General features: G+C 65.4%; 28 protein-coding genes. 11 read left to right on the forward strand and 17 right to left on the reverse strand.

The annotated features are described in order from the left end of the window. Positions 1 to 18: 18 nt before the first annotated feature. A complete protein-coding gene (locus ACVCMG_RS03405) occupies positions 19 to 447 on the forward strand; it encodes a GFA family protein (RefSeq protein WP_395118041.1) in 429 nt (142 codons plus the stop codon). A gap of 156 nt (positions 448 to 603) precedes the next feature. Continuing rightward, positions 604 to 2,325 (forward strand): ankyrin repeat domain-containing protein, encoded by a 1,722-nt coding sequence (locus ACVCMG_RS03410; RefSeq protein WP_447114868.1) that lies wholly within the window; start codon positions 604 to 606, stop codon positions 2,323 to 2,325. A gap of 107 nt (positions 2,326 to 2,432) precedes the next feature. Here the strand turns inward: ACVCMG_RS03410 and ACVCMG_RS03415 are convergent, their stop codons facing one another. After that, positions 2,433 to 3,227, reverse strand: coding sequence for a hypothetical protein (locus ACVCMG_RS03415; protein WP_447114869.1), 795 nt, complete (start codon positions 3,225 to 3,227; stop codon positions 2,433 to 2,435). Between the two features lie 650 nt (positions 3,228 to 3,877). On the opposite strand from ACVCMG_RS03415, the gene ACVCMG_RS03420 reads away from it, so the two are divergent. After that, entirely contained in the window at positions 3,878 to 4,918 is a 1,041-nt protein-coding gene (locus ACVCMG_RS03420) for a cytochrome-c peroxidase (protein ID WP_447114870.1), read from the forward strand. A 108-nt stretch (positions 4,919 to 5,026) separates the two neighbouring features. Here the strand turns inward: ACVCMG_RS03420 and ACVCMG_RS03425 are convergent, their stop codons facing one another. Then, a complete protein-coding gene (locus tag ACVCMG_RS03425; protein WP_447114871.1) occupies positions 5,027 to 5,299 on the reverse strand; it encodes a hypothetical protein in 273 nt (90 codons plus the stop codon). A gap of 86 nt (positions 5,300 to 5,385) precedes the next feature. On the opposite strand from ACVCMG_RS03425, the gene ACVCMG_RS03430 reads away from it, so the two are divergent. Further along, positions 5,386 to 6,366 carry an IS5 family transposase gene (locus ACVCMG_RS03430; RefSeq protein WP_447114872.1) on the forward strand — a complete coding sequence of 327 codons (981 nt, stop codon included), beginning with the start codon at positions 5,386 to 5,388 and terminating at the stop codon, positions 6,364 to 6,366. 330 nt (positions 6,367 to 6,696) lie between these two features. Continuing rightward, a complete protein-coding gene (locus ACVCMG_RS03435; RefSeq protein ID WP_447114873.1) occupies positions 6,697 to 7,035 on the forward strand; it encodes a PQQ-dependent sugar dehydrogenase in 339 nt (112 codons plus the stop codon). 9 nt (positions 7,036 to 7,044) lie between these two features. Here ACVCMG_RS03435 and arr read toward each other — a convergent pair whose 3' ends face one another. The 3 genes from arr to ACVCMG_RS03450 form a co-directional block, all read right to left on the reverse strand. Further along, positions 7,045 to 7,479: an NAD(+)--rifampin ADP-ribosyltransferase gene (gene arr, locus ACVCMG_RS03440; protein WP_395118031.1), complete on the reverse strand. Its 435-nt coding sequence runs from the start codon at positions 7,477 to 7,479 to the stop codon at positions 7,045 to 7,047. Positions 7,480 to 7,714: 235 nt separating this feature from the next. Continuing rightward, positions 7,715 to 8,050: a GNAT family N-acetyltransferase gene (locus ACVCMG_RS03445; protein WP_395118029.1), complete on the reverse strand. Its 336-nt coding sequence runs from the start codon at positions 8,048 to 8,050 to the stop codon at positions 7,715 to 7,717. 170 nt (positions 8,051 to 8,220) lie between these two features. Then, entirely contained in the window at positions 8,221 to 9,741 is a 1,521-nt protein-coding gene (locus ACVCMG_RS03450) for a hypothetical protein (protein WP_447114874.1), read from the reverse strand. Positions 9,742 to 10,250: 509 nt separating this feature from the next. On the opposite strand from ACVCMG_RS03450, the gene ACVCMG_RS03455 reads away from it, so the two are divergent. After that, entirely contained in the window at positions 10,251 to 11,189 is a 939-nt protein-coding gene (locus ACVCMG_RS03455) for an alpha/beta hydrolase family protein (protein ID WP_447114875.1), read from the forward strand. A gap of 165 nt (positions 11,190 to 11,354) precedes the next feature. On the opposite strand, the gene ACVCMG_RS03460 is transcribed toward ACVCMG_RS03455, so the two are convergent. The 7 genes from ACVCMG_RS03460 to ACVCMG_RS03490 all read right to left on the reverse strand — a co-directional run bounded on the left by ACVCMG_RS03460 (position 11,355) and on the right by ACVCMG_RS03490 (position 17,696). After that, entirely contained in the window at positions 11,355 to 12,257 is a 903-nt protein-coding gene (locus ACVCMG_RS03460; protein WP_447114876.1) for a hypothetical protein, read from the reverse strand. Beyond that, the gene (locus ACVCMG_RS03465) at positions 12,257 to 12,745 is read right to left on the reverse strand and encodes a hypothetical protein (protein ID WP_447114877.1); all 489 of its coding nucleotides are present in this window, start codon (positions 12,743 to 12,745) and stop codon (positions 12,257 to 12,259) included. The genes ACVCMG_RS03460 and ACVCMG_RS03465 overlap by 1 nt, the downstream gene beginning before the upstream one ends. A gap of 247 nt (positions 12,746 to 12,992) precedes the next feature. Further along, positions 12,993 to 13,844 carry a hypothetical protein gene (locus ACVCMG_RS03470; protein WP_447114878.1) on the reverse strand — a complete coding sequence of 284 codons (852 nt, stop codon included), beginning with the start codon at positions 13,842 to 13,844 and terminating at the stop codon, positions 12,993 to 12,995. Between the two features lie 102 nt (positions 13,845 to 13,946). Then, complete coding sequence (locus tag ACVCMG_RS03475) at positions 13,947 to 14,264, reverse strand: helix-turn-helix domain-containing protein (RefSeq protein WP_447114879.1); 318 nt, start codon at positions 14,262 to 14,264, stop codon at positions 13,947 to 13,949. Further along, on the reverse strand, positions 14,248 to 14,571 hold the full coding sequence (locus ACVCMG_RS03480) for a transcriptional regulator (protein WP_395118010.1): 324 nt from the start codon (positions 14,569 to 14,571) through the stop codon (positions 14,248 to 14,250). Before ACVCMG_RS03480 ends, ACVCMG_RS03475 begins: the two co-directional genes overlap by 17 nt. 70 nt (positions 14,572 to 14,641) lie before the next feature. Next, the gene (hutU, locus tag ACVCMG_RS03485) at positions 14,642 to 16,312 is read right to left on the reverse strand and encodes a urocanate hydratase (protein ID WP_447114880.1); all 1,671 of its coding nucleotides are present in this window, start codon (positions 16,310 to 16,312) and stop codon (positions 14,642 to 14,644) included. Between the two features lie 76 nt (positions 16,313 to 16,388). Continuing rightward, positions 16,389 to 17,696 (reverse strand): two-component system sensor histidine kinase NtrB, encoded by a 1,308-nt coding sequence (locus ACVCMG_RS03490; RefSeq protein WP_447114881.1) that lies wholly within the window; start codon positions 17,694 to 17,696, stop codon positions 16,389 to 16,391. Between the two features lie 101 nt (positions 17,697 to 17,797). Here ACVCMG_RS03490 and ACVCMG_RS03495 point away from each other — a divergent pair, with 101 nt between their 5' ends. From ACVCMG_RS03495 to ACVCMG_RS03510, 4 genes are all read left to right on the forward strand, one after another. Beyond that, positions 17,798 to 18,175 carry a response regulator gene (locus tag ACVCMG_RS03495; RefSeq protein ID WP_447114882.1) on the forward strand — a complete coding sequence of 126 codons (378 nt, stop codon included), beginning with the start codon at positions 17,798 to 17,800 and terminating at the stop codon, positions 18,173 to 18,175. 263 nt (positions 18,176 to 18,438) lie between these two features. Continuing rightward, positions 18,439 to 18,996: a nuclear transport factor 2 family protein gene (locus ACVCMG_RS03500; protein ID WP_447114883.1), complete on the forward strand. Its 558-nt coding sequence runs from the start codon at positions 18,439 to 18,441 to the stop codon at positions 18,994 to 18,996. A gap of 49 nt (positions 18,997 to 19,045) precedes the next feature. After that, positions 19,046 to 20,542, forward strand: coding sequence for an AlkA N-terminal domain-containing protein (locus tag ACVCMG_RS03505; RefSeq protein WP_447105993.1), 1,497 nt, complete (start codon positions 19,046 to 19,048; stop codon positions 20,540 to 20,542). Continuing rightward, positions 20,539 to 21,072 (forward strand): methylated-DNA--[protein]-cysteine S-methyltransferase, encoded by a 534-nt coding sequence (locus tag ACVCMG_RS03510; protein WP_395117998.1) that lies wholly within the window; start codon positions 20,539 to 20,541, stop codon positions 21,070 to 21,072. Before ACVCMG_RS03505 ends, ACVCMG_RS03510 begins: the two co-directional genes overlap by 4 nt. Positions 21,073 to 21,086: 14 nt before the next feature. Here ACVCMG_RS03510 and ACVCMG_RS03515 read toward each other — a convergent pair whose 3' ends face one another. Continuing rightward, positions 21,087 to 21,470 (reverse strand): hypothetical protein, encoded by a 384-nt coding sequence (locus ACVCMG_RS03515; protein ID WP_447114884.1) that lies wholly within the window; start codon positions 21,468 to 21,470, stop codon positions 21,087 to 21,089. Positions 21,471 to 21,554: 84 nt separating this feature from the next. Here ACVCMG_RS03515 and ACVCMG_RS03520 point away from each other — a divergent pair, with 84 nt between their 5' ends. Continuing rightward, positions 21,555 to 22,838: an alkaline phosphatase family protein gene (locus tag ACVCMG_RS03520; RefSeq protein ID WP_447114885.1), complete on the forward strand. Its 1,284-nt coding sequence runs from the start codon at positions 21,555 to 21,557 to the stop codon at positions 22,836 to 22,838. A 52-nt stretch (positions 22,839 to 22,890) separates the two neighbouring features. Here the strand turns inward: ACVCMG_RS03520 and ACVCMG_RS03525 are convergent, their stop codons facing one another. From ACVCMG_RS03525 to ACVCMG_RS03540, 4 genes are all read right to left on the reverse strand, one after another. After that, positions 22,891 to 24,174 carry an MFS transporter gene (locus ACVCMG_RS03525; RefSeq protein ID WP_447114886.1) on the reverse strand — a complete coding sequence of 428 codons (1,284 nt, stop codon included), beginning with the start codon at positions 24,172 to 24,174 and terminating at the stop codon, positions 22,891 to 22,893. Continuing rightward, a complete protein-coding gene (locus ACVCMG_RS03530) occupies positions 24,174 to 24,662 on the reverse strand; it encodes a hypothetical protein (RefSeq protein ID WP_447114887.1) in 489 nt (162 codons plus the stop codon). The genes ACVCMG_RS03525 and ACVCMG_RS03530 overlap by 1 nt, the downstream gene beginning before the upstream one ends. A 101-nt stretch (positions 24,663 to 24,763) precedes the next feature. Further along, on the reverse strand, positions 24,764 to 24,925 hold the full coding sequence (locus ACVCMG_RS03535) for a hypothetical protein (RefSeq protein ID WP_447099109.1): 162 nt from the start codon (positions 24,923 to 24,925) through the stop codon (positions 24,764 to 24,766). 104 nt (positions 24,926 to 25,029) lie between these two features. Continuing rightward, positions 25,030 to 26,397 (reverse strand): formimidoylglutamate deiminase, encoded by a 1,368-nt coding sequence (locus ACVCMG_RS03540; protein WP_447114888.1) that lies wholly within the window; start codon positions 26,395 to 26,397, stop codon positions 25,030 to 25,032. Positions 26,398 to 26,458 lie beyond the last annotated feature (61 nt).

Genomic DNA, 26,458 nt, shown 5'->3' on the forward strand with positions numbered 1-26,458 from the left:
ACACGCTGGAGAAACGACATGACAGACAAGCACACGGGTAGCTGTTTCTGCGGTGCCGTGGAGATCGAGGTCTCCGGCGCGCCCGAAGCAATGGGGTACTGCCACTGCGGCTCCTGCCGCTCCTGGTCGGCCGGACCGGTGAATGCATTCACGTTGTGGAAACCCGCCAGCGTCAGGGTAACCAAGGGGTCGGAATTCGTCGGGCATTTCCAGAAGACGGAAACCAGCGACCGCCAGTTCTGCAAGCAATGCGGCGGGCACCTGATGACCGACCATCCGACGCTGGGCCTGACCGACGTCTACGCCGCCACCATTCCGGATCTCGACTTCGTACCCGCCGTCCACGTGAACTATGCCGAGACCGTGCTGCGGATGAAGGACGGCTTGCCCAAGCTGAGAGACTTCCCGGCCGAGCTTGGCGGATCGGGGCAAGCCCTGCCCGAGTGACGTCCAGGCGGATAGCCCATGGACGGGCAGTGGTCCTGACGCACGTGCAACGAAACAGCGGGGCTTGCCGTGGCGGACGACAATCGAACTTGATCAGCCTCGGCCCCTGTTTGATTCCCGCATCGAACCGGGTGCCACACCCACGCTACCTGGCGATTGGCCCCGCTTCCCTCCTGGTCTATGCTCACGCCCCGGCGTCGCAAGCCGCCTCCGGGTCCGCGGGAAGGGTTCAACCCACTTGTCCATCGCTGGCCACCATCGACCTTTATGCAGCCGGGATTGCGGACCTTCGGCATTCATTGCATGGAGGTTGTCATGAAGAACCTGCCCGCCCGTCCGCATCTGGACCATCTGAAGAAACAGGCCAAGCGGCTGCTCGAGGACGTCCGCCACGGCGATCCCGACGCGCTCGAACGCGTTCGCCTTGCCCTGCCCGGCGCCGCCCGGCTCGATCACGCCGCCATCGCCGCCATGGAACTGCGCCTGCACGACGCGCAGTCCTGCATCGCACGCGAGTACGGTTTCGGCTCGTGGTCGCAGTTGAAGGATTACGTCGCGCTGCAGGCCGCCTCGGTCGACATGCACGCGCGCAAACGCCAGTGGATGCACTGGGTCTTCGGCCACGGCTACCAGACGGCCAAACCCGCACTGGCCGAGCGACTGCTGCGCGAACATGCGGACCTGCTGGTCGGCGCGCCCGCGCTTGCCTGTGCCATCGGCGACGTCGCCACGGTGCAGGCCGCCCTCGCAGCCGATCCCGCCTGGGCCACGACGGCGCGCGCCGACAATGGCATGCCGCCGCTCGCCTGCGCCACCTTTTCCGGGCTGATCGCCCTGCCCGCCTGCGCGCCGGGCATTCGTGCCTGCGCGGACCTGCTGCTCGATGCCGGCGCGGACCCGGATGCGCGATGGACCGATCCGGAGCTGCCGCACGATTCGCTCAGCGTCCTGTACGGCGCCGCCGGTCGCAACCACGACATCGCACTCACGCGGCGACTGCTGCAAGCCGGCGCCAACCCCAACGACAACGAATCGCTCTACCACGCCACCGAGATCGCCGACAGCACGATTGTCCGCCTGCTGCTCGACGCCGGTGCCCGCGTGACCGGCTGCAACGCGCTGTTCCGCGCGCTCGACCATGAGCATCCCGACACGGTGCGCCTGCTGCTCGCCCACGGCGGCGACCCGAACGAGCCCGGCCCGGACGGCAGCCCTTTGCTGCACGCGATCCGCCGCCGTCGCTCGCCCGCGACCATCGGCCTGCTGCTCGACGCCGGCGCCGATCCTTCGGCAAGCAACGGGCACGGCATCTCCGCCTATCGCCTGGCGTGCAGCCTTGGCCTCGTCGAAGTGGCCCGGCAACTGGTGCAAGCCGGCGCAGTGCCCGACGACCGCCCGCATGACGCCTTCCTCGGCGCGTGCGCGCGAGGCGATCGCGCCAACGTGCAGGCGATGCTGGCCGACGACCCGGGCCTCATCGGCAAACTGCCGTCGGCCGCCTTGCGCCTGCTGCCGGAAATGGCCGCCGGCAACGAGGAGGAAGCAGTGCGCGTGATGGTTGAGGCAGGCTGGCCGATCACGACGCGCGGCGGCGACATCGACGGCAGCGCGCTCAACTGGGCGGTATTCCGCGGCAACGCATCGCTCGCACGCTTCCTGCTCGCCCATGGCGCGCGCTACGACGAGCGCCACGGTTTCAAGGACAACGTCTACGGCACGCTCAGCTTCGCGTCCCGGGCCGAGACCACCCCCGGCGGCGACTGGCTGGCCTGCGCGGAAGCGCTGATCGACGCCGGCTCGCCCATACCGGAGGAGCGCTACGCGTTTCCGGAAGAGATCGCCGCGTATTTCGACGGTTTGCGCTCGGGTACGGACTGAGCGCAGCGGCGCACCATGAAAGAAGGGGTCGGCGTGTCGAAAGCGCACGCCGACCCCTTATTTTGCTCTGTCACGCCCGGAGCGGCCGCCGGCCGCTTCGAACGCAATCACATCGATGGCGTGGAAGCCGCCGCGGCCGTAGTCGCGCCGGCGGGCTGCGTGTTCGCTGACGGGTATTGCCCGACCTGCAGGGCGAATCGGGTTTGACCGGACGGCGTCGCCGACGGGTCGAGATACACCTGGATCACGTAATTTGTCGCCGTCGCCACCGACTCGGTCCAGGTGTTCGCTCCGGTCGTGCTCGTGTCGACCAGCGCCTTGTCGTGGGTCTGGTCGGTCACCTTGAAATACAGCCGAGGGTTGTCCGAAATGAGGTTGATCTTCACCGTCATGCCCGCCGCGATGGCCACGGTGAAGTTGTGCGCGGTGGCGCCGGGCGACAACACCACAGCCTGTTGCGCCCACGGCTTGCCGGCTTCGAATGTCACCGCGCTCGTGGGCACCTGCATGTCTTCGGCCCCGTACTGCCCGACCTGCAACGCGTACTTGGCGGTGTCGCCGGATGGTATCGCGGCGGGATCGATGTAGACATGGATCGCATACGTGGCAGCCGGCGCGTTCGGCAAGGTCCAGGTGGACTCACCGGTCTTGCGCGAATCCAGCAGCAGCTTGTCGTTGGTCCGGTCCTCCACCCTGAAACGCACGTTGGGATTGCGGGTGAGGAGATTGAGCTGCAACGTCTTGCCCGCCGCGATCGCCACCGTGTAATCGAGCGAGCTGTCGGAATGCGTGAGGTTGCCGATTTCCTGCGCCCAGACACTGTTGGCCGCGAAGGTCACCGCTACCGGATCGCCCGCGAAAGCCGGCAACGACACACAGGCAGCAGCCAGGCCGAAGCTCACGCCCAGGGCGCGGCAGAAAAGACGGAAACGTGACATGAGTGGGGACCCCTGGTGGATTGAAGTTGGTTTGCAGGCGATCGACGATTCCACGCCTTGCGGCACCGCAGCCGCGAAGACGCTGCCTTCCCGTGTGCAGGCCGTGCCTCACCCCTGAGTCAGCGCCGTGTGCGGACCATACGCTGGTCTCACGAGGCTTGCCAGCCGGCACAACCCGGCTGGCCGTTTTTCGCTCCGCGGCCAGGAGCCCGCCATGTTCAATTCCCCGGTGGGTCCATCCGCAATCTCGACCGACGCACGAGCACGAATTCAATTGGACGCGTCTCCTTTGTTCCCGCATGCCCTTGTTGCAGACAGCACGGAGCGATGGTCGCGGGCCGGACGCCTGCCTTCGTTTCGAAATCGCTTTTGTTGATCTCGGTCAACAGCCATCGGTGCCGATGAACCGAGCATGCGGGTGTTGCCAGCGCGATCCGGCATCGACAGGCAAGGCCGGCGACTCCGCTTGGGCCAGGACGACAGGCATGGCGACGACCCCGGCGTCATCCACCGTGTCGTCTGTTCCGCGCCGCGTTCCCGCATCGCCAGGGTTTCCTGGATACGCCACGGACATTGATGGTTTCGATTGCCCCCCAACTTCGGAGAGTCAGCTCATGTCGCCGATCAAGCTGGTTTCACTGATGGTTCTCGCCTCCCTGGCGACAGGCCAGGCATGGTCGCAAACGGCATTGATGAAGCAGGCCCAGGGTCTGTTCAAACCGATACCCGCCAATGCGCCGCCGTTGCCGGGCAATGCGGCGACCCCGGCCAGGGTGGAGCTAGGCAAGATGCTTTACTTCGAGCCACGGCTGTCCGAAAGCCATGCCATCAACTGCAACTCATGCCACATGGTCGGCATGGGCGGGGTCGACCTGCAGGAGACTTCGCTGGGTCATCGCTGGCAGCATGGCGGTCGCAATGCGCCGACCGTCTACAACGCGGTGTTCGACGTTGCCCAATTCTGGGATGGGCGCGCCAAGGACCTTGAACAGCAGGCTGGCGGTCCGCTGGTCAACCCGGTCGAGATGGACACCACCGAGTCACATGTCGTCGAACAGCTCAAGGGGATTCCCGGCTACGCCGCCGTGTTCGCCAAGGCCTATCCGGCCGTGCCCGATCCGATTACGTTCGACAACGTACGCAAGGCCATCGCCTTGTTCGAGGCCACCCTGATCACGCCGAACGCGCCGTTCGATCGCTACCTCAAGGGCAACGAGAAGGCGCTCGACGCAAACCAGCAGGAAGGCCTGGCGCTGTTCATCAACAAGGGCTGCGCGGCATGCCACAACGGCATCAACATCGGCGGGGGCATGTACGCCCCGTTCGGCGTGGTCGAGCGGCCCGGTGCCGACATTCTCCCGCCGGGGGACAAGGGGCGCTTCGCGGTGACCAAGACGGCCAGCGACGAATACGTGTTCCGGGTGCCCTCGCTGCGCAACATCGCGCTGACCGCGCCCTATTTCCACACGGGCAAGGTGTGGGATCTTCGCCAGGCCGTCGCGATCATGGGCAGCAGCCAGCTCGGCGCGAAGCTGAGCGACGAGGAGGTCGGCAAGATCGAGGTTTTCCTCGGGGCCCTGACCGGCGACCAGCCGAAGGTCGCGCTGCCGACCCTGCCACCCAGCGTGGCAACCACCCCGCGGCCCAAGCCGTGACCCGCACGAATGAGGCTGTCCAGGCAAGCATGCAGGGACGTCCAGAAAAAAGGGCGCGTGGCCAATTCAGCCAAGCAGGCGACTGGCCCTGCCAGACGACGACCGGATTTATTTGGCCACGTCCCCTTTGATTCGCAGCACCAGCCAGGCCATCAACAGCAGGGCGACCAGCACACCCACCGCCGCCGCACCGAGCAGGGGCCCGATCGCCGGTTCCGGAACCACGCCGCCATATAGCAGGACCAGGCCCACGGACAACACCAGCACCGCCAGCTGATGCAGGTAGAACTGGAAGCCGGCGACCCTGCCCCCCGCGCCGACGAGCCACAGCTTGTGGATCAACGCGTAGATGAAGGACACCACAAAACCCAGCAGCAGCATGTGCGCGTGCGCCACGAACAAGGGATGCTCTGATTTATTCCCCGTCTGCGGCATCATAGCGACGAGTCCCAGGAAGCACATCCCCGATGAAGCAGCGTTCGTTCGCGTCGTTGAGTTTTGATGCTAAGAAGAAGCCAACCCGCCGGGAGAAATTCCTTGGCGAGATGGACGAGGTCGTGCCATGGGCTGATCTTCTGGCACTGATCGAACCGAGCTATCCCACCGCCGGTCGCCGCGGCCGCCCGCCCATGCCGCCGTCGGTGATGCTGCGCATCCACTTCATGCAGCAGTGGTACGCGCTGAGCGATCCGGCGATGGAGGATGCGCTGTACGAGATCGAGTCGATGCGCCGGTTCGCGGGGCTGGAGTTGAACGAAGATGCGATTCCGGATGAGACAACGATCTTGAAGTTCCGCCGCTTCCTGGAGCAGCACGGCTTGGCGGCGAAGATGCTCGCCGCGGTCAATGGCCATCTAAGCGGCAAAGGCCTGTTGCTGCGTCAGGGAACGATCGTGGACGCCACGATCATCCAGGCACCGTCCTCGACCAAGAACGCGAGCAAACAGCGTGACCCGGAGATGCGCCAGACGAAGAAGGGCCAGCAGTGGTACTTCGGGATGAAGGCCCATATCGGCGTGGACGTGGAATCGGGCTTGGTGCACACAGTGACCACGACACCAGCCAACGTTGGCGACGTAATGGAAGTGGCCAAATTGCTGCACGGCAAGGAGAAGACGGTGTACGCCGATGCCGGCTATCAGGGAGCGGAGAAACGAGCCCCCAAGCGCGGCCGCACGTGGTACATCGCGGCCAAGCGCGGCGGTATCAAGGCGATGCCCGAAGGCGAGTTGAAGGACGCGGTCAAGCACACCGAACACATGAAGGCCGCCGTTCGCTCCAAGGTGGAACACCCATTCCGGGTAGTGAAGCGGCAGTTTGGCTACCAGAAGGTGCGCTTCAAGGGACTGCTCAAGAACACGTCTCAAGTGCTGACGCTGTTCGCGCTGTCGAATCTGTGGATGGCGCGACGAATCTTGTGGGCATCTTCAGGAGAGGTGCGCTCGTAAGGCTGGAAATCGGGGGGTTCGAGGTAAATCGGCGCCATGATGGCGGCAGTTCAGTTTCAAAAGCCGTTTTTACCGCAGCAAAAATAGAGTTTCCGCGCGGCCGTCTGGACGGCTATGTCGAGATCAATAGATCAGAGCATCCCAAGGCGTGGTTGTGCGAAGCCGCCATGTAGATGCCAAGCCCCATGCCCGCGATGGCATAGGCAAAACCGCAGAGCAGAAATCTCCGATCGAGCGCCATGATGTCTTTCCCCTGGTCCCCGGTGGCCGGCATCGATGTCGCACGATGCACTGCCGGCTGCGCACCGCCGCGGGAGGATTCTGCTACAGATGTTCGAAGCGGGCACGCGGAAAGTATTTCCCGCGGAAAGTGTCACGCGAAGGGGGTACCGGGAAAAGTGGACGTGGCCAATCAAGCCAGGCAGGCGGCTGGCCTTGCCAGACGACGACCGAATTCAATTAGCCACGCCCCTTCTTTTTCACGTCCCCTTTCATTTGGCCAGCGAGGCCATCATCCGCGTCACGTTCGATGGCAAGTGCGGCACCACCGCGGTCGACCGCTGGAACGTCGGCAAGCGCGTGCGCGATATCAAGGAAGCGCTGGACGGCTCGCTGTGGATGCTGGAGGACGCCGGCCCCGGCGGCTTGTATCGGCTCACGCCGAAATGACTCGACGTGTCAATTGATGATCTCCCCCATACCGGCTTCGACGCGACGCTTCAGTTCCCGGATGAACTCCGCGTCGTAGGGCTCCCAGCGTTCGAGCTCGCCCACGATCCTCAGCGGCGCCGCGCTTCGGTAGGAGCGAGTGGGGTTGCCGGGGAATTTCTTGTTCGTCACGTTGGGGTCGTCTTCGAACGCACCGGTCGGCGTGACGACATAGACCCGCGGCCTTCCCCTGCCGCGCGCCATCTCCGCGGCAAGGCCGGCCCCCTTTGCTACGGCGGTGAAATAGATGTGGTTCATCACGACGCGGACGTCGTAGTTGGAGGTGAACCCGGCCATCAGCAAATCACCCAGGGAAAGATCCGCCTTCGTCCCGTGGTAGAACGGCCCTTCCACGCGATGGCAGTTCCCGTGGGAAACCGGAACCCACTCGTCGTCGTCATGCATCCCCGGCGTACCTCATGCTTGCTGCCCGATCGGCAGGCCGGCGATTCTCAGACGCCCCGGCAGCCTTGCCGCAAGCCCCGGTGACTGATATAAATTGATGGTGGGAGGCGCAGTGCGCCTCCTTTTTTTTCGCTGCGACCTCCTTCACCTGCGCTGCCGGGCTGAAATCGGCGCGCCCGCCGTCAACCTGAAGAACGGGGAACAGGGCACGGCACGGATGCCTCCGCGCCATACGTCATGCCTGGTCAGTGCACGGTTCCGGCACCACACCCGGCGCCACCGTCATCACGTCCTGCCAGGCCGGGTTCTTCAGATAGCGCGCACGGACATAGGGGCAGAACGGAATGATCCGGAAACCCTGCCCGCGCGCGTCGGCGATCAGCCGATCGACCAGCGCCGACGCCGCGCCGGTTCCTTTCAGGCTCTCCGGCGACAGGGTGTGGTCCGCGCTGATCAGCCCCGGCCCGCGATGCGTGAAAACCAGTTCCGCTTCAGCCTCGATACCCGCCACCGTTGCGACATAGCGGCCATGCCGGCCGTTTTCTTCCCGGATGACGTGAACGTCAGTCATGGTTCGGCTCCTCGGCTTGAACCAGTGGTGATGGCGACAGTGTGCGCCATGCGCACGCCCAGCGGCCGCGCTCCCTGGAAAAGGGGACGTGGCCAATCAAGCCAGGCAGGCGACGGGCCCTGCCAGACGACGACCGAATTTGACTGGCCACGCCCCCTTCAATTGACGGGTCAACGCAGCGCCCCCGCTATGTGGAACCGCTCCACCCGGCCGACCTTCTGCATGGCGGCCTGAACATCGGGCCGCGCGGTGACCGTGATCCAACGGTCGTGAATCAGCTTTTCCGTCGGCGTCTCGGTGACATCGGCGTAATGCTGCATGTCGACCAGTGCGGCATTCCGCCAGGCGGGCTTCTGCAGCCGCTCGATGAGCAGGGATGCAGCCTCGTCGAGCTTCCCGCAGAGCAGCAGGGCGTCCTCCCACGTGGCAATGGCATCGGCACGATGCTCGCGCTGATAGCTCATGGAGGCAGCGATGGCGGCGGCATCGCTTTTCGCGACGGCGATTCGCAGTTTCACGCTTTCCAGCTGCATGCGACCGAAGGGACTCATGTCGCCGAGTTCGACGATGGCATCGGCTGCCTTGTCGGGCAAGCCGAGATCGACGTACAACCCGCCGAGATTGATCAACTGGCTCACGTTCATGCCGCCATGCTCGGGGCGCCGCGCTGCCAATACCTCGACGCGCACGGCATCGTCCCAACGTCCCTGCCGTTTGAACGCCCGTGAACGGTTGTCGAGCACCCAGGGGTATTTGTCGTCAAAGTCCGTATAGGTCTTGGGGCCGTCTCCGCGCCCGGCATGAACGAGTACCGTGTCGCTGATCGAAAGCACGCGCGCATTCTGGCCGGTGATCAGCAGCAGCTCTTGAAGGTCCGCAATGGGCTCAAGCTTGTCCGGTTGGGCCTTCACCCGTTCCTGCGCTGCCTCGATCTCCGCGGCGACCAGGCGATCAATATCGAAATTCCGAGAGCGCTTCAGGGTGATGGGGTCGAAGCGCCGATCCACGCGCATGCTGAGCGCCGCCTGGGCCGAGGTGATCCGCAAGGCCACCGCCGTAGCGCGCGCGATGTCGTTGCGTTCGATGTGCAGCAGCGCCAGGTCACGCCACAAGTTGCCGGGCTCGACACCGCTCTGCGACCATCCCGCATCGAACAGCGCGTCCAGCATCTCCCGGTCCGTGTCAGGGTTCTGCGCCTGCAGGTACTGGTAATGAAGTTGCCTGATCGCGCCTGAATTCACGTCGCCCAGTTTTCCCGGCCAGCGCCGGGCAAAGACCGCCACGCTATGCCCTGCATCGCTGTAATCGCCGGTGGAGAACGCGCTGGAGAGGCGGGTCATCCATGCCGTTTCATCGGCCTCGTCAAAAGCCGTCGCCCGTACGGCCGTTTCGTGAGCCCTCTTGTCCTGGCCGTTCTGGGTGGCGATCAGGCTGGCAACCAGCAGTGCGCGGTATCGCAGATCCGTCGGAAGGTCGTTGAAACCCTCGGCACGAATCGCCTTGTCGAGTTCCGCCTGTGCGGACGCCGTGTCATTGTGACTGGCGTCAGCGAAGGCCTTCTGCACCAACTGGACGACACCTGCCGCCGGCTCGGCGGCCCGATCGGCGAGTTTCGACGTCGGCGGAATCGTTGCCCGCGCCGTGCACACGGTCAGCAATACAAGCGCCGCCGCCGTCATGATCCTGTTCATCGATGCGTCCCCCTGGATGGCCGTCTGCCGACAACGAGCGCGTGGCCGGACTGGACCACACCATACGGCGAACGGTATCAGTCTTGTGCCTGCTTTGCCGGCGGCTTGATCAGCTCCGCCGCGTCCTTTGGAGCAGTTGCCCGATGTCCGTTCGGATTCAATTACCTCCGTCCCCTTGTCCCTGACGTCTCTACTCTGTCATGCGACTGGGGCACGAGGCGCTGGTGCGACGATGGTCGAGCACGCGTCTGAGCGAGCTCATCGATCAGCTACGGCGTCCCAGTCCACAGTTGCTGGATCAACTGCATGTACCGGCATGAAAACGTGGGGAAACCTCAGACTCTGACCCTCGTTTTTCCTGACCTTTGTGACAACAGGCCGCCGCGAGTTCGCAAGGCTCGCGGCGGCTCGTTCCTTGGAAACAGGAACGAACGGGGCCGGATTGAGATGGCCTCGTTCGGCGGAGTAGTCTGGCAAGGTTGGCGTTCGGCGCTCCTTCCGTACCAGACTTGTCCAATTCCGCTCAGGGGAATGCCATGAAGCACGCAAGGGTTGTGTTCCTCAGCGCCTGTCTTGCGCTCGCCGCTGGAGCCGTCCGCGCCGGGATGCCGCCGGTTCCGGGTACGCCTCAGGATGCGGCAATGGCCCACGCGCCTGATCGCGCCTCCATGCAGACCATGCAGATCCCCAGCCATGGGGAGCTGATGAACGCATTGGTCTACATCGCCGCGGGTGCGGGTCCCCATCCGGTGGTGATCCTGCTGCACGGGTTTCCCGGCAACGAGCGCAACCTCGATCTGGCGCAGGACATGCGACGCGCCGGTTGGGATGTCCTGTACTTCAATTACCGCGGTTCGTGGGGCACGCCGGGCGACTTCTCGTTCGCGCACAGCATCGAGGATACCGGGGCCGCCATCGCCTACCTGCGCCAGCCGGAGGTAGCCCGGTCGTTGCGACTGGATCCCAACCGCATCGTGCTGATCGGCCACAGCATGGGCGGCTTCATGACCGTCGAGGCCGCTGCGGCGGACCCCGCGATCAAGGCCTTCGCCACCATTTCGGCCGCCGACATGTCCGGGCGCATGCAAGCCCTTCTTGAGAAGGAAAAGCGCTCCGACGCGATCGCCGCCATGGCCCACGGACTGGCCGAAGAAGGCATGGCGCCGCTGGCGGGATGCACACCGGACGGGCTGGCCAAAGAGCTGTCGGACCACGCCATGAGCTGGCCGTTCCTGGACAAGGTGGATGCACTGAAAAACCGCAACGCGCTGATCCTCACGGCCGACGACGGCCTCACCCGGGAGAACAGCGCCTTCGCCGCTGCCTTGCGCAGCGCCGGCGACACGCACGTGACTACGCAGCACTTCGCCACCGACCACGCCTATTCGGACAAGCGCATCGAGCTGTCACACGCGGTGCTGGCGTGGCTGGCGGGGCTGCCGAAATAAAACCGGGGTCAGAGTGAGATGGCCTGGCTTTGACGGACATCTTTGAACGGGGACAATTTGACGACGCCTGTTGCCGCCCCGAAATTGTCCCTGACACCTTTTCGCGGGCGCGGACGGCGAAATGGTGACACCTTTTTCGCGGCGTGCCGTTCTTCCGTTAAATCGTCATCCATCCAATGTATATTCAGTTTCCACTGTTATGCTTCCGATATAATTTTCAAACATCGCTTGGCTTTCGTCAGTCAATTCAGCGTGACTATAGTTTTCGTTCGAAACATAAAAATGAACTCTGTCATCAACAATGTCTATTGTGATGTCACCCGCCATATTCTGCGTTATCGTCTTGTAGCCGGTGTAGTAATGCAGATGTCGCGATGGGGCTTCACCGATTATGATTACTTGAGGATCTAGCTTTTCCAACCAAGAATCAGGAATTTTCCCGGATTTTCGACCATGGTGCGAAGCGAAGACAATCGTCGTCTTCGGGAGAGCAATGCTATCTACTATGTTCTCCATGAATTGAGTTTCAAGATCCCCAAGCCACATTACTGACGCGCCATTCTCGACAGAATAACGGATTACCGCTGAGGTATTGTTGAAGCTCACCCCCGCGTCGCAATCGGCTAGCGCCTCTCTAAAATGCTCGTTTGACGTGTCTGGCCACAAAATATTGACGCCAGCAGTCGAACGGGTCTCGTCGCTTTGATTCATCCACTTTCGACTGCAATCCTTATGAATATGGAATGCCTTTTCGTCGTCCCTCAGCTTGCAGTAGTACTTAAATGATTCTGTCTCATCTTCCTTGACAGCATGATTCCTGATTACGTAAAAATTCCATATGGAAAATTCTGCATCGAGCTTCTCAATTCCACCAAAATGATCCTGATCAGGATGAGTAGAAATGAATCGGCGCATTCTTGTTGATCCAGCCTGCTCCTTTAGTTCTTGAATTATCTCATCATTTCGATCGCCAGTGAGATTGCAGTCGACGATGGTGAAGTTATCGCTATTATGCTTGATGTAGCACATGTCACCGTTACCGACGGCGAAGCTCTTCACGATGGCCACTAGGCACCTCCGTTGTGGTTTACTCGCTTAGTCACATAATCCGATTGTTTCTTGAAAGAGAATAGAAATAAAACACTGAGCAGCAGTAGCGCTACCGCGTTCATCCAAAAGACGGGCATGTCGAATGCTTTCGCAATCCGATCGAGAAACACACCGAGAAAAAGAATCACGAACGCAGTAGCAAGTGTCCGATAGGTGTTGGAAACTTCCACCATTAGATCAAGCTTTGGATCCAAAGAGCATGCACGTAGATATTTGGAATAGTCGGAATACCTGACAAATGACGCGCGCCGCAGGATCGGCTCCAGTATGACTGAACCGATGCGGCTAATTACCATTCCGGCGAAGTAATACCAGAGAAGCTGCCTTATTATGTCGTTCGGCGAATCAAGAATGTGGAATCGATCCGCAAGGATCGAGAAGATCGCCCCAGGAAACAGGTAGTTAAATATATTGTAGGACGATAGCTTATTCAGAAGTTCGTTCACGAGCTTGCGCCTAAGAATTTTTCTACAGTACCCACGGGCCAAGTCTCCGAATGTCGAATCTCACCCAAATAGTGCGGCCAGCTTCAAAAAAAGCCGCCCCGAATACCGTTCAGTGAAATGACGTGAACATACTAGAGAGGCACCTGATAGACAACAAAGGCGCCGGAAAGAAAAGTCCCATATAAAGGACCTTTTTGTCTTCTGCGGCGCCGTTCACGTCATCGGCCAAAAAAGGGATCAGGTTCATTTAAAGCATTTCAGCAGTAGCCACATCCGCTTGTGCTGGCTTGGCCGACGCAGCCCTCAGCATCTTGTTTGCAGACTTCGCGACCTTCTTGCGCGCCTCATCCGCCTTGTCGCCTTCAAGTACGTCGCGCTTGATGACCTCGTTGATCAGCACATCCTTGATCTGCGTCGAATCAATGCGCACGTTGGGAGATATGCGGCGGAGTTCGCGACGGATCACATCCAGCACGACATCTGTCTGCAGCATCGCACCGATGAAGAATCGGGATAGTGCCTGCTTCTGGGTGTGATATTCCCCAAGCACCGATCGCTGCCAACCCTCTTTGCACCAGAGATAGAGCAGTTCGACGTCACCTTGGACGCGAGGGTTGAGCGCGCAGAAGTCGATTTCCAGTACAAGCTCCTGATCAATTGGCTTGGCGAAGATCAGGTGATACACGCGCCACGTCATACCGTTGCTGAGCAGAACCCAGTCCACGCCCTGATTCGCCGCGTAGTCAATGGCCTGCTTGACGTGCTGTTCCTTCAGATCAAGACCTATGGCCTTGACCTCGATCAACGTCTGGAGATGCCCATCGATCTTGATCGCGAGGTCGCAGTACGTGCCGCGGATGGCGTGCTCCGATGTGACATCCGAATACTTGTCGTATCCGAACACGTCGGCCAGCATGTCCTTGATGATCGTGACGGTATCTGCTTCGCCAACGTCGCGAGCTTTCGCGGCGGCCAAGATGGGCTGATAGCGTTTAAGGCCAACGACAAGACGCTCCGCGACTTTCTTCGGTATGGCAGCCATTCCAAGTCCCCCTTTGGCATGTGGCTCCGCCGACCATACAAGCATGGTGTTCGTCACACAATGCTCCGATGCTTGTGTGGTGCTTGGAAGTTGAAGAAGCAAAAGGCCCGCAATCGCTGCAGGCCTTCAAGATTTCAAGAACGGGATCAGGTTCACTTATCAAGCCGCCGCGAGCACCTTGCGCACCGTCTTCGGCGCGGCCACGGTGATTTTCAGCAGCGCCTTCGCCGCACCGCTCGGTTCGCGCCTGCCCTGCTCCCAATCCTGCAGTGTACGTACCGATACTCCAAGCATGGCCGCGAAATCTGCTTGCGACAGGCCCAGCTTGACACGGGCTTCGGTGGCTTGGGTCACTTCGACGCGGAATATGCGACCGGTACGGCCAGCCTTGATGTCGCGCACCGCCTGCAGCAGTTCTTCGCCGAGGTTGCGCTTGCTGTCACGCTCGGCCAATTGAGCTTCAGTCATTTTCGCCATGAACGAATTCCTCTTTCAGGGCCTTGAGGACATGCGCGGGGACATTCTCCTGCATGCTCTTGCCGTAAACAGCCAGTAACCAGATGCGTCCATCGCGCAACTTGACGTAGTAAACGACGCGAAGGCCGCCGCGTTTGCCCTTGCCAGGCAGATGCCAGCGCAACTTCCGGCATCCGCCCGAACCCGGGATCAGATCGCCCGCTTCCGGCCATTGCGACAACGCGGCTTGCAACGCGCCATAGCCTTCATCGTCGAGATAGTCATAGATCAATCGCTCGAAGAGCGGCGACTCGATGAACTCGAACATGGACAGACTCCTTTCCGTCTTGCCCGATCATACGGCATTGCCGTATGTACGGCAATGCCGTAGCTGGCACTCAAACCATCGGCAACTTCAACCCCTGCTCCTTCGCGCACTCCACCGCAATCTCGTACCCCGCATCCGCATGCCGCATCACCCCAGTACCCGGATCGTTCCACAGCACCCGCGCAATCCGCTTGTCCGCCTCGGCCGTGCCGTCGCAGACGATCACCACGCCCGAGTGCTGCGAGTACCCCATCCCCACTCCGCCGCCATGATGCAGCGACACCCATGTCGCCCCACCGGCCACATTCAACATCGCGTTGAGCAGCGGCCAATCGCTGACGGCGTCGCTGCCGTCTTTCATCGCCTCGGTCTCGCGGTTCGGTGACGCGACCGAGCCGGAATCCAGATGGTCCCGCCCGATCACCACCGGCGCCTTCAACTCCCCCTTGCGCACCATCTCGTTGAACGCCAGCCCGAGCTTGTCGCGCAGCCCCAGCCCCACCCAGCAGATCCGCGCCGGCAGGCCCTGGAAGCTGATGCGCTCCCTGGCCATGTCGAGCCAGCGGTGCAGGTGTTCGTCATCGGGGATGAGTTCCTTGACCTTGGCGTCGGTCTTGTAGATGTCTTCCGGGTCGCCGGACAGCGCGACCCAGCGGAACGGGCCGATGCCGCGGCAGAACAGCGGGCGCACGTAGGCGGGCACGAAGCCGGGGAATGCGAACGCGTTTTCGCAGCCGACGTCCTTGGCCATCTGGCGGATATTGTTGCCGTAGTCGAAGGTGGGGACGCCCTGCGCGTGGAACGCGAGCATCGCCTCCACGTGGGTCTTCATCGACAGCTTGGCGGCGCGCGCGGTGCCGACCGGGTCGGCCTTGCGGCGCTCGAACCACTGCTCCAGCGTCCAGCCCTGCGGCAGGTAGCCGTTGACCGGGTCGTGCGCGCTGGTCTGGTCGGTGACGGCGTCGGGGCGCACGCCCCGCTTGACCAGTTCCGGCAGGATGTCGGCGGCGTTGCCGAGCAGCGCGACGGATTTCGCCTCGCCGGCTTTCGTGTACTTCGCGATGCGCGCCAGCGCGTCGTCGAGGCTGCCGGCCTGCTCGTCGACGTAGCGGGTCTTCAGACGGAAGTCGATGCGGCTCTGCTGGCATTCGATGTTGAGGCTGCACATGCCGGCCAGCGAGGCGGCCAGCGGCTGCGCCGCGCCCATGCCGCCGAGGCCGGCGGTGAGCAGCCACTTGCCCTTGAGATTGCCGCCGTGATGCTGGCGGCCCATCTCGACGAAGGTTTCGTAGGTGCCCTGGATGATGCCCTGCGAGCCGATGTAGATCCATGAGCCGGCGGTCATCTGGCCGTACATCATCAGGCCCTTTTTATCGAGCTCGTTGAAGTGTTCCCAGGTGGCCCAGTGCGGCACCAGGTTGGAGTTGGCGATCAGCACGCGCGGCGCGTCGGCATGCGTGCGGAACACGCCGACCGGCTTGCCGGACTGCACCAGCAGGGTCTCGTCGTCGTTCAACTCGCGCAGGCTGCGCAAGATCGCGTCGAAGCACTCCCAGTTGCGCGCGGCGCGGCCGATGCCGCCGTACACCACCAGCTCCGCCGGGTTCTCCGCCACCTCGGGATCGAGGTTGTTCTGGATCATGCGGAACGGCGCCTCGCTGAGCCAGCTCTTGCAGGAAAGCTCGCTGCCGCGGGGCGCGCGGATGGTGCGGGTGGTGTCGATGCGGGTGGGTGCGTTCATGGCGATGCGCTCCGGTGAGTCAGACCGCCGAGTATAGGTCAGCGGCCGCACGGCCCGAATGCGGTGGTCTGCCGGGTCAGCCCGCTGCGGGCAGGCGCAGGCGCGGGAACGCCAGGGTCATCGTGGTGCCCTGGCCCGGTGCGGATTCCACGTCGACAAAACCGCCGGCCTGCCGCATCACGCCGTACACCTGGGCCAGACCCAGGCCGGTGCCGCTGCCTTCGGGCTTGGTGGTGAAGTACGGCTCGAACAGGCGCTCGCGCACGGCTTCCTCCATGCCGCTGCCATTGTCGGTGACGGCCAAGGTGACGTAGTCGCCCGCCTGGCGCAGCGTGCTGCTCTCGGCCTCGCCCACGATCAGCTCGCCCAGGTCGACCCGGATGCTGCCCTGCCCGCGACATGCGTCGCGTGCATTGATGCACAGGTTGATGAAGGCCTGTTCGATGGAATGGCAGTCGCCCAGGGTAGGCAGCTCGTCAGCGACGGGCCCAACCTGGAAATCCATGCCGGCGCCCAGGCTCTGCCTGGCGAAACCCTCGATGTCGCGAACGATCGCGGTCAGTTCCACCGGCGCTGCCGCATAGCGGTGCACACGGGCAAACGCAAGAAGCCGCTTGGCGAGCAGCGCGGCGTGCTGTACACCCTCCATGCTGTAGCCAAGCATGCGACGCTGCCGCTCGTCGAGGTTGGCCGGATCGTCCTCGATGCTGCTGAGCGCCACCATGGCGATCTGCAGCATGTTGGCGAAGTCGTGCGAGAGGCCCGCCACCAGTTGGCCAATCGCCTCGTTTTTCTGCGCCTGCTGCGAGGCGTGCTCGGCCACCGCCTGGGCGGCGCTTGCCAGGCCCAGTTGCAGCTTCAGCGACGCCTCCCGGCCGGCTCCCTCCCGCTGGAACACCCGTGCGCGCGCCAGCTGCCGGGCCAGCGCCTCATAGCGGGCGGCATCGCTTTCGCCGGCCAGTTCGCTGAGGCTGAGCCGCCGGTGCAGGCCGTGGATCACCGTGTCCAGGGCCAGCGTTGCCTGCACCGGCTCGGTGACGTCATGGCTGATCACGACGATGCCGTCCACCCGCTGTCGCGCATCCAGATACGGATGCACGCTGATCTCCCACCAGCCATCTTCGCCGTCGGCCGACGGCAGCACCTGGGTGAACTCGACCGAGCGCCCCTCGCGCGCGCTCGCCAGCGCTGCATCGATCGCGGCACGCGCTCCCTCGGGCCAGAACGCGGCCAGCGGCTGCCCGATCGCGCTGACCGGGTCGGCAATGCACAGCGCGGCGCGGCCGCTGTCGTTCATGCCGACGATGTGACCGGACACGTCGAGCTCATGTATGCCATCGGGGAAGAACCCGACCAGCTGTCGATAGCGCTCAAGTCGGTTCATGCGTCGCCGCCCCCGGGGAGCTACAGCCTACACAGATTCCACCCTCACCGGGCTTTTACACCGGACAGATCATGGTCGGTCCCCGTCTGCGGAAGATCGCCATGACCCATGCGCAGAACTACACCATCCTGCTGGCAGAGGATGACCGCAGCGCCCGCGACGCCACCGCGATGGTGCTGGAGGCCGAGGGCTACCACGTCGTGACCGCCGGCAACGGCACCAGCGCGTTGAACATGCTGATGCACGATTCCACCATCGACCTGCTGGTGAGCGACATCCACATGCCCGGCGGCATCGACGGTATCGAACTGGCGCTGCGCGCCCGACGGCATCGGTCCATCCAGGTCATGCTGATCTCGGCGGATCCACGCAACAGCTTCACCTGTTTTCCCGAAAACACGACCTTCCTGGCCAAGCCCTACGATCGCCGCGCCCTGCTCGGCGCAGTGGGCGGGCTGCTCGGCATCACCTCCGCCTGAACGTCCGGTGGGCGAAGGGCGTGGAGCGCGCGTTTCGCGGGGTGCCCGTCGAACGCAGGCGCTGAGCGGCCGTCGGCATGGCTGAGGGCGGGCTGCGGGCGGCGTCGATGCCGGTGTGCTTGCGCAGCGCCACGCTCGCGCAGGCCTCCAGGCTGACCTGGCCATGCCCGCGGCGCTGCGTCAATGGCCCCGTGCGTTCCGGCACTGGCGCCACGCCTGGGGCGGATGGAAGCTGCGCGGCAACCCGACCGCCGGAGTCGCCGATGTCACGCTCGATGGGGTTGATCCTGCTGCTTGCCGCCCTGCCCGGCGCGCCGGCGTCCGCCGCGATGGCTGCGGCCGATCGCGCCGCCTGCGAGGTATGGCAACGCGAACTGGCGTTTGCCCGCAGCGTGCAGCGGCACGATGCCGCGGCATTCGCCGCGTTCCTCGCCGACGACAGCGTGTTCGACGCAAATGCGGACACGCCCGTGCGCGGATCGCAGGCAATCGTGCGGCACTGGGCGGCGATCCTTGCCGGCAAGGCCGTGCGGCTGGACTGGTATCCGCAGTACGTGGTCGCGAGCGCGGACGGCACGCTGGCGACGTCCAGCGGCCCGTACCTGTTCGAGAACCTGGGCGCGAACGCGGCATCGCGTTACGCGATCGGACATTTCTCGACGACATGGCGGCGCGCGCCGGACGGTTCGTGGCGGGTCGCGTTCGATGGTGGCGACAGCGGCCGCCCCGCCAGCGACAAGGAGGCGGGGGACTTCCGCCGCAGCCGCCAGCGCGCCTGCCAGCGACCCACCGCGGTGGTGCTGCCGACGATCCGGCATTGAGGTCCGAAAACGGCCAGTTCCGCGGCCGCCGCAGTGCTAGCCTGCGCCCATGTCCGAATCACCCGCCGCCATCCTGCCCGCGCTGGCCGTCTGCGAACAGGCGCGGCTGAGCCGCGACGCCCGCTTCGACGGATTGTTCTTCACCGCCGTCACCAGCACGCGGATCTATTGCCGCCCGGTCTGCCCGGCGCCGCCGCCGAAACCGGCAAACATCCGCTACTACGCCAGCGCCGCGGCCGCGGAAGCGGCCGGGTTCCGGCCCTGCCTGCGCTGCCGGCCGGAACTGGCGCCGGGCAATGCGAGCTGGCATCGCGGCGAGCACGTGGTGGCGCGTGCGCTGAAACTGATCGATGCCGGCGCGCTGAGCGAGCGTCCGCTGGCGGAGCTGGCCACGCGCGTGGGCGTCGGCGCGCGGCAACTGCGCCGCCTGTTCGTGGCGCATCTGGGCGCACCGCCGATCGACGTGCACACCACTCGCCGCCTGCTGTTCGCCAAGCAACTGCTGACCGAGACTGCGCTGCCCGTGACCGAGGTGGCGCTGGCGTCGGGCTTCGGCAGCCTGCGCCGTTTCAATGCCGCGTTTGCGGCGGCGAACCGGATGCCGCCGCGCGAGCTGCGCCGGCAACCGCGCGCTGCGGCCGGCGCCACGCTGGTGCTGCGCCTGGGTTATCGCCCGCCATACGACTTCCCGGCCTTGCTGGCATTCCTGCGCACGCGCGCGCTGCCCGGCGTGGAACGGGTGGACGAGCACGCCTACGCGCGCGTCTTCGGCGACGCGGATGATGCCGGCTGGCTGCGTCTGTCCGCGGCGCCGGGCGGTGACCACGCGCTGCAACTCGAACTGCACGGCGCACGGCCCGCGCAACTGCTGCCGCTGGTCACGCGAGCGCGGCGGATGTTCGACCTCGACGCGGACCCGCGCGTGATCGCGGCGACGCTGGGCGCCAGCGCGGTGCTGAAACCGATGCTGCGCCGGCACCCGGGCCAGCGCCTGCCGGGCGGCTGGGACGGTTTCGAGATCGCGGTGCGCGCGGTGCTCGGCCAGCAAGTCAGCGTGGCGGCCGCACGTACGCTGGCCTCGCGCATCGTGCAGCGCCACGGCTCGGTGCTCGCGCTGCCGCTGCCGGACGGCCTGGAACGGCTGTTTCCGACCCCGGCGCAACTGGCCGACGCGGACCTGCGCGAACTCGGCGTCACCACCGCGCGCGCCGCCGCGATCCGCGGCATCGCCCAGGCGCTGCTCGACGGCCGCGTGGATTTTCGCGTGGAGCAACCGCTGCAGGAGTTCGTCGCGCGCTGGGTGGCGCTGCCCGGCATCGGCGAATGGACTGCGCATTACATGGCGATGCGCGCGCTGAGCCACCCCGATGCATTCCCCGCCGCCGACCTGATCCTGCGCCGAGCGGCGGCCGGCGACGGCGCCGAACTGGGCACGAAGGCGCTCGCCGCGCTGGCCGAGGCATGGCGACCGTGGCGCGCCTACGCGGTGATGCATTTGTGGCGCAGCGTCGGCGACGCCGCGACCGCCCAACGGAGCAAACCATGAACGCCGAAACGATCCACGTCGACGGGATGCCGAGCCCGGTCGGCCGCCTGCTGTTGCTGGCCGACGCGCAGGGGCTGCGCGAGATCCGCTTCGAGACCGAGCGGCACCCGCGGCCGGTTTCGCCGCACTGGGTGCGCTCGTCGTCGGCGCTCGCATTCGCGCGCGAGCAACTGGAGGAATACTTCGCGGGCACGCGAACCGGGTTCGACCTGCCGCTGCATCCGCAAGGCACGGCGTTCCAGCTGACGGTGTGGGAGGAACTGGCGCGCATCCCCTACGCCGAGACCATCAGCTACGGCGAGCTGGCGCGCCGTATCGGCCAGCCGCAGGCGATGCGCGCGGTCGGCGCGGCGAACGGGCGCAACCCGCTGCCGATCGTGGTGCCCTGCCATCGCGTGATCGGCAGCAACGGCAGCCTCACCGGCTTCGGCGGCGGCCTGCCGGCGAAGCGATTCCTGCTGGGGTGGGAACGCCGCATCGCGCACGGCGACCTGTTCGGCGCTGACGACGGGCGCCGCGCGGCGCGCTGATCAACCGCCGCTGATCAACCGCCGCTGCGCGACGGCGCCGGCGCATCCGGCGGGATCACCCGCGGCAGCACGGAGTGGGCCTGCTGCCGGTCGAGCAGGTCCCTGAGCGCAGCGCGGTCGCGCTCGTGCCGCGCCTGGTCGGCCTGCTCGAGCTGGCGTTGCAGCAGCTTGTTCTTCGCGCCCGGACGCTTCGCGTTGTCGGACACGTTCTGTTGCAGTTGCTGCTGCAGTTCGCTCTGGCGCACCTGATCGCGCAGCTGCTGCTGGCGCACGGCATGGCGGGACGCGTCGCGCTGCGCCGGCGCGTACGCGCGCACCGGTGTCGGCGGCGTGACCTGCCCGGCGCCCGCGACAGCGGAAGAGCCGAGCGCCAGCAGCATCGCCGTACAGGCGAGCATGCGGGTTGGAGATGCGTGGGCTGCAATCGTCATGACTCTGCGCGACCATGGGCGTTGGTTTGGCCAGAGTGTGCAACGACCCGCATGAATACAGTGTTCCGCCTGCTGCTTTGCGCAGCCATCGCCGCGTGCGCCGGTTGCGCGCATCTTTCCGGCACCGATCGCGCGCTCGTCCGCGCCGCGACAAGCGAACCCTCACCGTTGCTGCTGATCTCGATCGACGGCTATCGCCACGACTACATCGATCGCGGCCTCAGCCCCAACCTGGAGAAGCTGGCCAGGCACGGCGTGCAGGCTGCCTCGATGCAACCCTCGTTTCCCTCGCTGACGTTTCCGAACCACTACACCCTGGTCACCGGACTGCGCCCGGACCATCACGGCGTCGTCGACAACACCATGTTCGACCCGCAGCTGGGCAAGTTCTCGCTGGGCAACCGCAAGGCGGTCAGTGACGGCCGCTGGTGGGACGAGGCCACGCCGATCTGGGTGACCGCCGACGAACACGGCATGCGCACCGCGACGATGTTCTGGCCGGGTTCGGAAGCGGGGATCCACGGCCGCCATCCCGACTACTGGCACCCGTTCGACGACAGCGTCGGCGCCGATGCGCGGGTCGACCAGGTGCTGGCCTGGCTCGACTTGCCGCCCGCCTTGCGGCCTCGCTTTCTCACCTTGTATTTCGATGCCGTCGATCACGCCGGCCACGAGCACGGCCCGGACTCGCCGCAGGTCGACGCCGCGCTGCGCGCCACGGATGCCGCGCTGGGCCGACTGCTGCAGGGCCTGAAGCAGCGCGGGCTGTTCCAGCGGATCAACCTGATCGTGCTGTCCGACCACGGCATGGCCGCGGTGCCCGCCGGCAACACCGTGCTGCTGGACGACCTGCTGCCGCTGGACCAGGTGCAACTGGTGAGCGAGGGCATCGTCGCCGGCTTCAATCCGCGCTCCGACAGCGCGGAAGACCGCGCCCGGTTCGCGGCGATCGAACGCAAGCTGGAACGGCCGCAACGACACATGCGCTGCTGGGACAAGCGCCGCATACCGGCGCGCTTCGACTACGGAAGCAATCCGCGGGTGCCGCAGCTGATCTGCCTGGCCAACGTGCACTGGCGCATCGCCAGCCGCGCCAAGCTGGCCGCGAAGAAGGACCCGCCCAGCCTGGGCAACCACGGCTACGACAACGCCGAGCCTGCCATGCAGGCGATCTTCATCGCGCACGGCCCGGCGTTTCGCGTCGGCGCGAAGATCCCCGCCTTCCCGAATGTGGACGTCTATCCGCTGATGACCCACCTGCTCCGACTGCCCGCCGCCGCGAACGACGGCGATTACGACGCGGTGAAGGGGATGCTTGTGAAGGGGATTCGGTAGAGCGAAAGCGCCGGCAGCGACGCACTGCACCCCTGGGGTGGGCACCGCCCGCCTACCCCATCGCGCCCTTGCTCATCGGCGTCGGCGCGGTCGCCACATTGACCAGCGGCGGCAGCCGGAACAGCCACAGCGCGACCAGCAGTCCGAGCAGCACCAGCACGCCGACGAACAGCGCCACCCCGGCCCAGCCGTGCGCGGCGTAGAACAGGCCGCCGCTGGCGCCGGCGATGCTGGAGCCCATGTAATAGCAGAACAGGTACACCGACGCGGCCTGCGCCTTCGCCGCGCCGGCGCGGCGGCCGACCCAGCTGCTGACGATCGAGTGGCCGCCGAAGAAACCGAACGTCACCGCCACGAGGCCGGCCATCACCAGCCACAGCGGTTGCGCCACGGTCAGCGCCACTCCGGCCAGCATCAGCGCGAGCGCCGTCCACAGCACCTTGCGCCGGCCCAGCTTGCCGGCCAGGTGGCCCATCCACGCCGAGCTGAAGGTGCCCACCAGATAGATGCCGAAGATCAGGCCCACCACCGCCTGGCTGAGGTTGTACGGCGGCGCCAGCAGGCGGTAGCCGAGGTAGTTGTAGACCGTGACGAACGCGCCCAGCAGCAGGAAGCCCTCGATGAACAGCCACGGCAGGCCGCGGTCGTGGAAGATGCCGTTGAAGCGACCCGCGACCGTGCGCCAGCGCAGCGGCTGCGCCGTGAAATGCCGCGAGGCAGGCAGCATGCGCCAGAAGACCAGCGCGGCCACGATGCCGATCAGCGCGACCACGGCCACCCCGATGCGCCAGCCGAAGAAGTCCGCCAGCACGCCGGTGATCAGCCGCCCGCCCATGCCGCCCACGGCACTGCCGCTGATGTACAGGCCCATGCCCAGCCCGATCGACTCGACGTGCATCTCCTCGCTGAGGTAGGTCATCGCCACCGCGGGCAGCCCGCTCAGGGTCAGCCCCAGCAGCGTGCGCACCACCAGCAATGCGTACCAGTCCGGCATCATCGCAGTCACCAGCACCAGCACCGCCGAGCTGAGCAGCGAAGCGACCATCAGCGACTTGCGTCCCCACGCGTCCGACAGCGCGCCGGCAAACAGCATCGCGAACGCCAGCACCCCGGTGGTCAGCGACAAGGACAGCGCCGCGCCCGCCTCGCTCACCCCGTAGTGGCGGCTGAACTCCGGCATCAGCGGCTGCACGCAGTACAGCAGGCCGAACGTGGCGAAGCCGGCGGCGAACAGGGCGAGATTGGTGCGGCGGAAGTCTGGCGTGCCGTGATGGATGTAGCGCGCGGCGGCATCCGTGGACGGAAGTGCTGCCGCAGGCTTGGGGGCTGTCGTCATCACTGCCTGCGCTGCGGCACGAACCGGAAGGGTCGGATAGCCTGGCGCACCCGCCGCGCGAAGAACGCGATGATCAGGCCGTACAGCAGCATTGCCAGCACGTTCTCCAGCAGCGACAGCACCGTGAAGTGCGGATTCTTCGCGGCCGACAGCGGCACCACCACGAACTCCATCACCACGAAGACCACCACGCCGTAGGCAAGTCCCGCAGTGATCCAGCGGCGGCCCATCCACGCCAGGCGCTGCGCGGCCAGCACGAAGATCGCCGCGATCAGCAATGACATCGCCCATTGCAGCACCAGGCCCAGCAGCGACACCGGCAACCCGCCGGCGAACGCCGCACGGCCGAGCAGGCCGCTGGCGATCGCGCGCAGGATGATCAGCGGGTCGACCATGTTGATCAGCGACGCCGCGCCGATGTCGATGGTACCGGCCACCAGGCCACCCCGCAGGATGGCGGCGCCCGCCGAGCGGCGTGCCTGATTCATGCGCGTTCCCGACTGCGGCGGCATGCCGCATGCGAGCGGGCAACATACTCCCGCGCCAGCGCCGTCACCCCTGCCGATGGTCACGCCGCCGGCTGGCACGCTCAGCGATAACGCCAGTGCCCGCCCACCCAGACATGCGGTGCCGCCCAGTGGCCCGGCACCCACGCGCGCCCGCGCGCGGGCACCACCACGCAGCCGGCCAGCGTCGCGCCAAACAGCAACAGCAGGGCGGCGGCGGAAACACGATGCAGGAATCGACGCATGGCACGCTCCAGATGAGGGAAGTGCCCCCATCAACGGCATTCGCGCGCGGGCGATGACAAGGGTGTGGCGCACGATGGCAACCGTTCAGCCGGCCGCCGTCGACTCAGCCGGCGGCGATCCGCTGCACGGCGGTGCGATACCGCGCTGCAATGCGTTCCTCGTCATGGTGGCGGAAATCGCGCACCACCCAGCGACCGGCCCGCATCACGTCGCGCACCAGCGGCGTGTTGCCGGCGAACAGCCAGCTGTCGAGCACGGAGGTCTCATCGCGCGCGGCGAGCAGCGGCGAGTTTTCGTCCAGCACGATCAGGTCGGCGGGCGCGCCGGCATGCAACTCGCCGCCCGGCAGGCCGCTGGCGCGCGCGCCGCCGGCCAGAGCGCCGCGCCACAGCGTCTCGCCCACGCTGGCCCCGGGCTGGCGGGCGGCGATGTTGCGGCGACGGGTGAGCAGTCGCTGGCCGTATTCGAGCCAGCGCAGTTCTTCCACCGGCGAAATGGAAATGTGCGAATCCGAGCCGATGCCGAACGTGCCCCCGGCATCGAGGTAGGCCGCCAGCGGAAACAGGCCGTCGCCGAGATTCGCCTCGGTGGTCGGACACAACCCGGCCACCGCGCCGCTGGCGGCGATCCGTGCGGTCTCCGCCTCGGTCAGGTGCGTGGCGTGTACCAGGCACCAGCGGGCATCGACCTCGGCGTGGTCGAACAGCCACTCGACCGGGCGGGCGCCGCGGATGGCCAGGCAATCCTGCACCTCGCCGATCTGCTCGGCGATGTGGATGTGGATCGGCCCGCGACGCACCCGCGAGTCGGCGAGCACTTCGCGCAACGCCGCCTCCGGCACGGCGCGCAGCGAATGCAGCGCGGTGCCGATGCGCAGGTCGTGATCGGCGTGCGCCTGCAGCGTGTCGAGCAGGCGCAGGTAGCCATCCACGTCGTGGCCGAAGCGCCGCTGCCGTTCGCCCAGCGCGCGGCCGTCGAAACCGCCGCTCATGTACAGCACCGGCAGCAGGGTCAGGCCGATGCTGGCCTCGCGCGCGGCCTCGACCAGCGCCAGCGACATGGCCTCGGCCTGCGCGTACGGCGTGCCGTCGGGCCGGTGGTGCAGGTAGTGGAATTCGCACACGCGGGTGTAGCCGGCCTTGAGCATCTCGACGTAGAGCTGCGCGGCGATCGCCTGCAGCGACTCCGGGTCGATCACCGCGGCAAAGCCGTACATCGCCTCGCGCCAGCTCCAGAAGCTGTCGTCCGCCCTTCCCCGGCGTTCGGCCAGGCCCGCCATCGCGCGCTGGAACGCATGGGAATGGAGGTTCGGCATGCCGGGCAACACCCACTGGCCGATCGTCTCGATGCCGTCGCTCGCGTCGACCAGCGCACCACCGGCGTCCACCGCGAAGCTGGCATCGCGCTGCCATTCGCCGTCTCGCCACAACCGTCCGGCCCGGTAGCTGGTGCTGCGGCTGGTTTCGTTCATCGATGGTCTCCGTTGCGATGGTCGCCAGTGTAACCGTGCCTCTGCCGCGCCTTCACCCGAG

The organism is Rhodanobacter sp. UC4451_H18 (genome assembly GCF_052978225.1).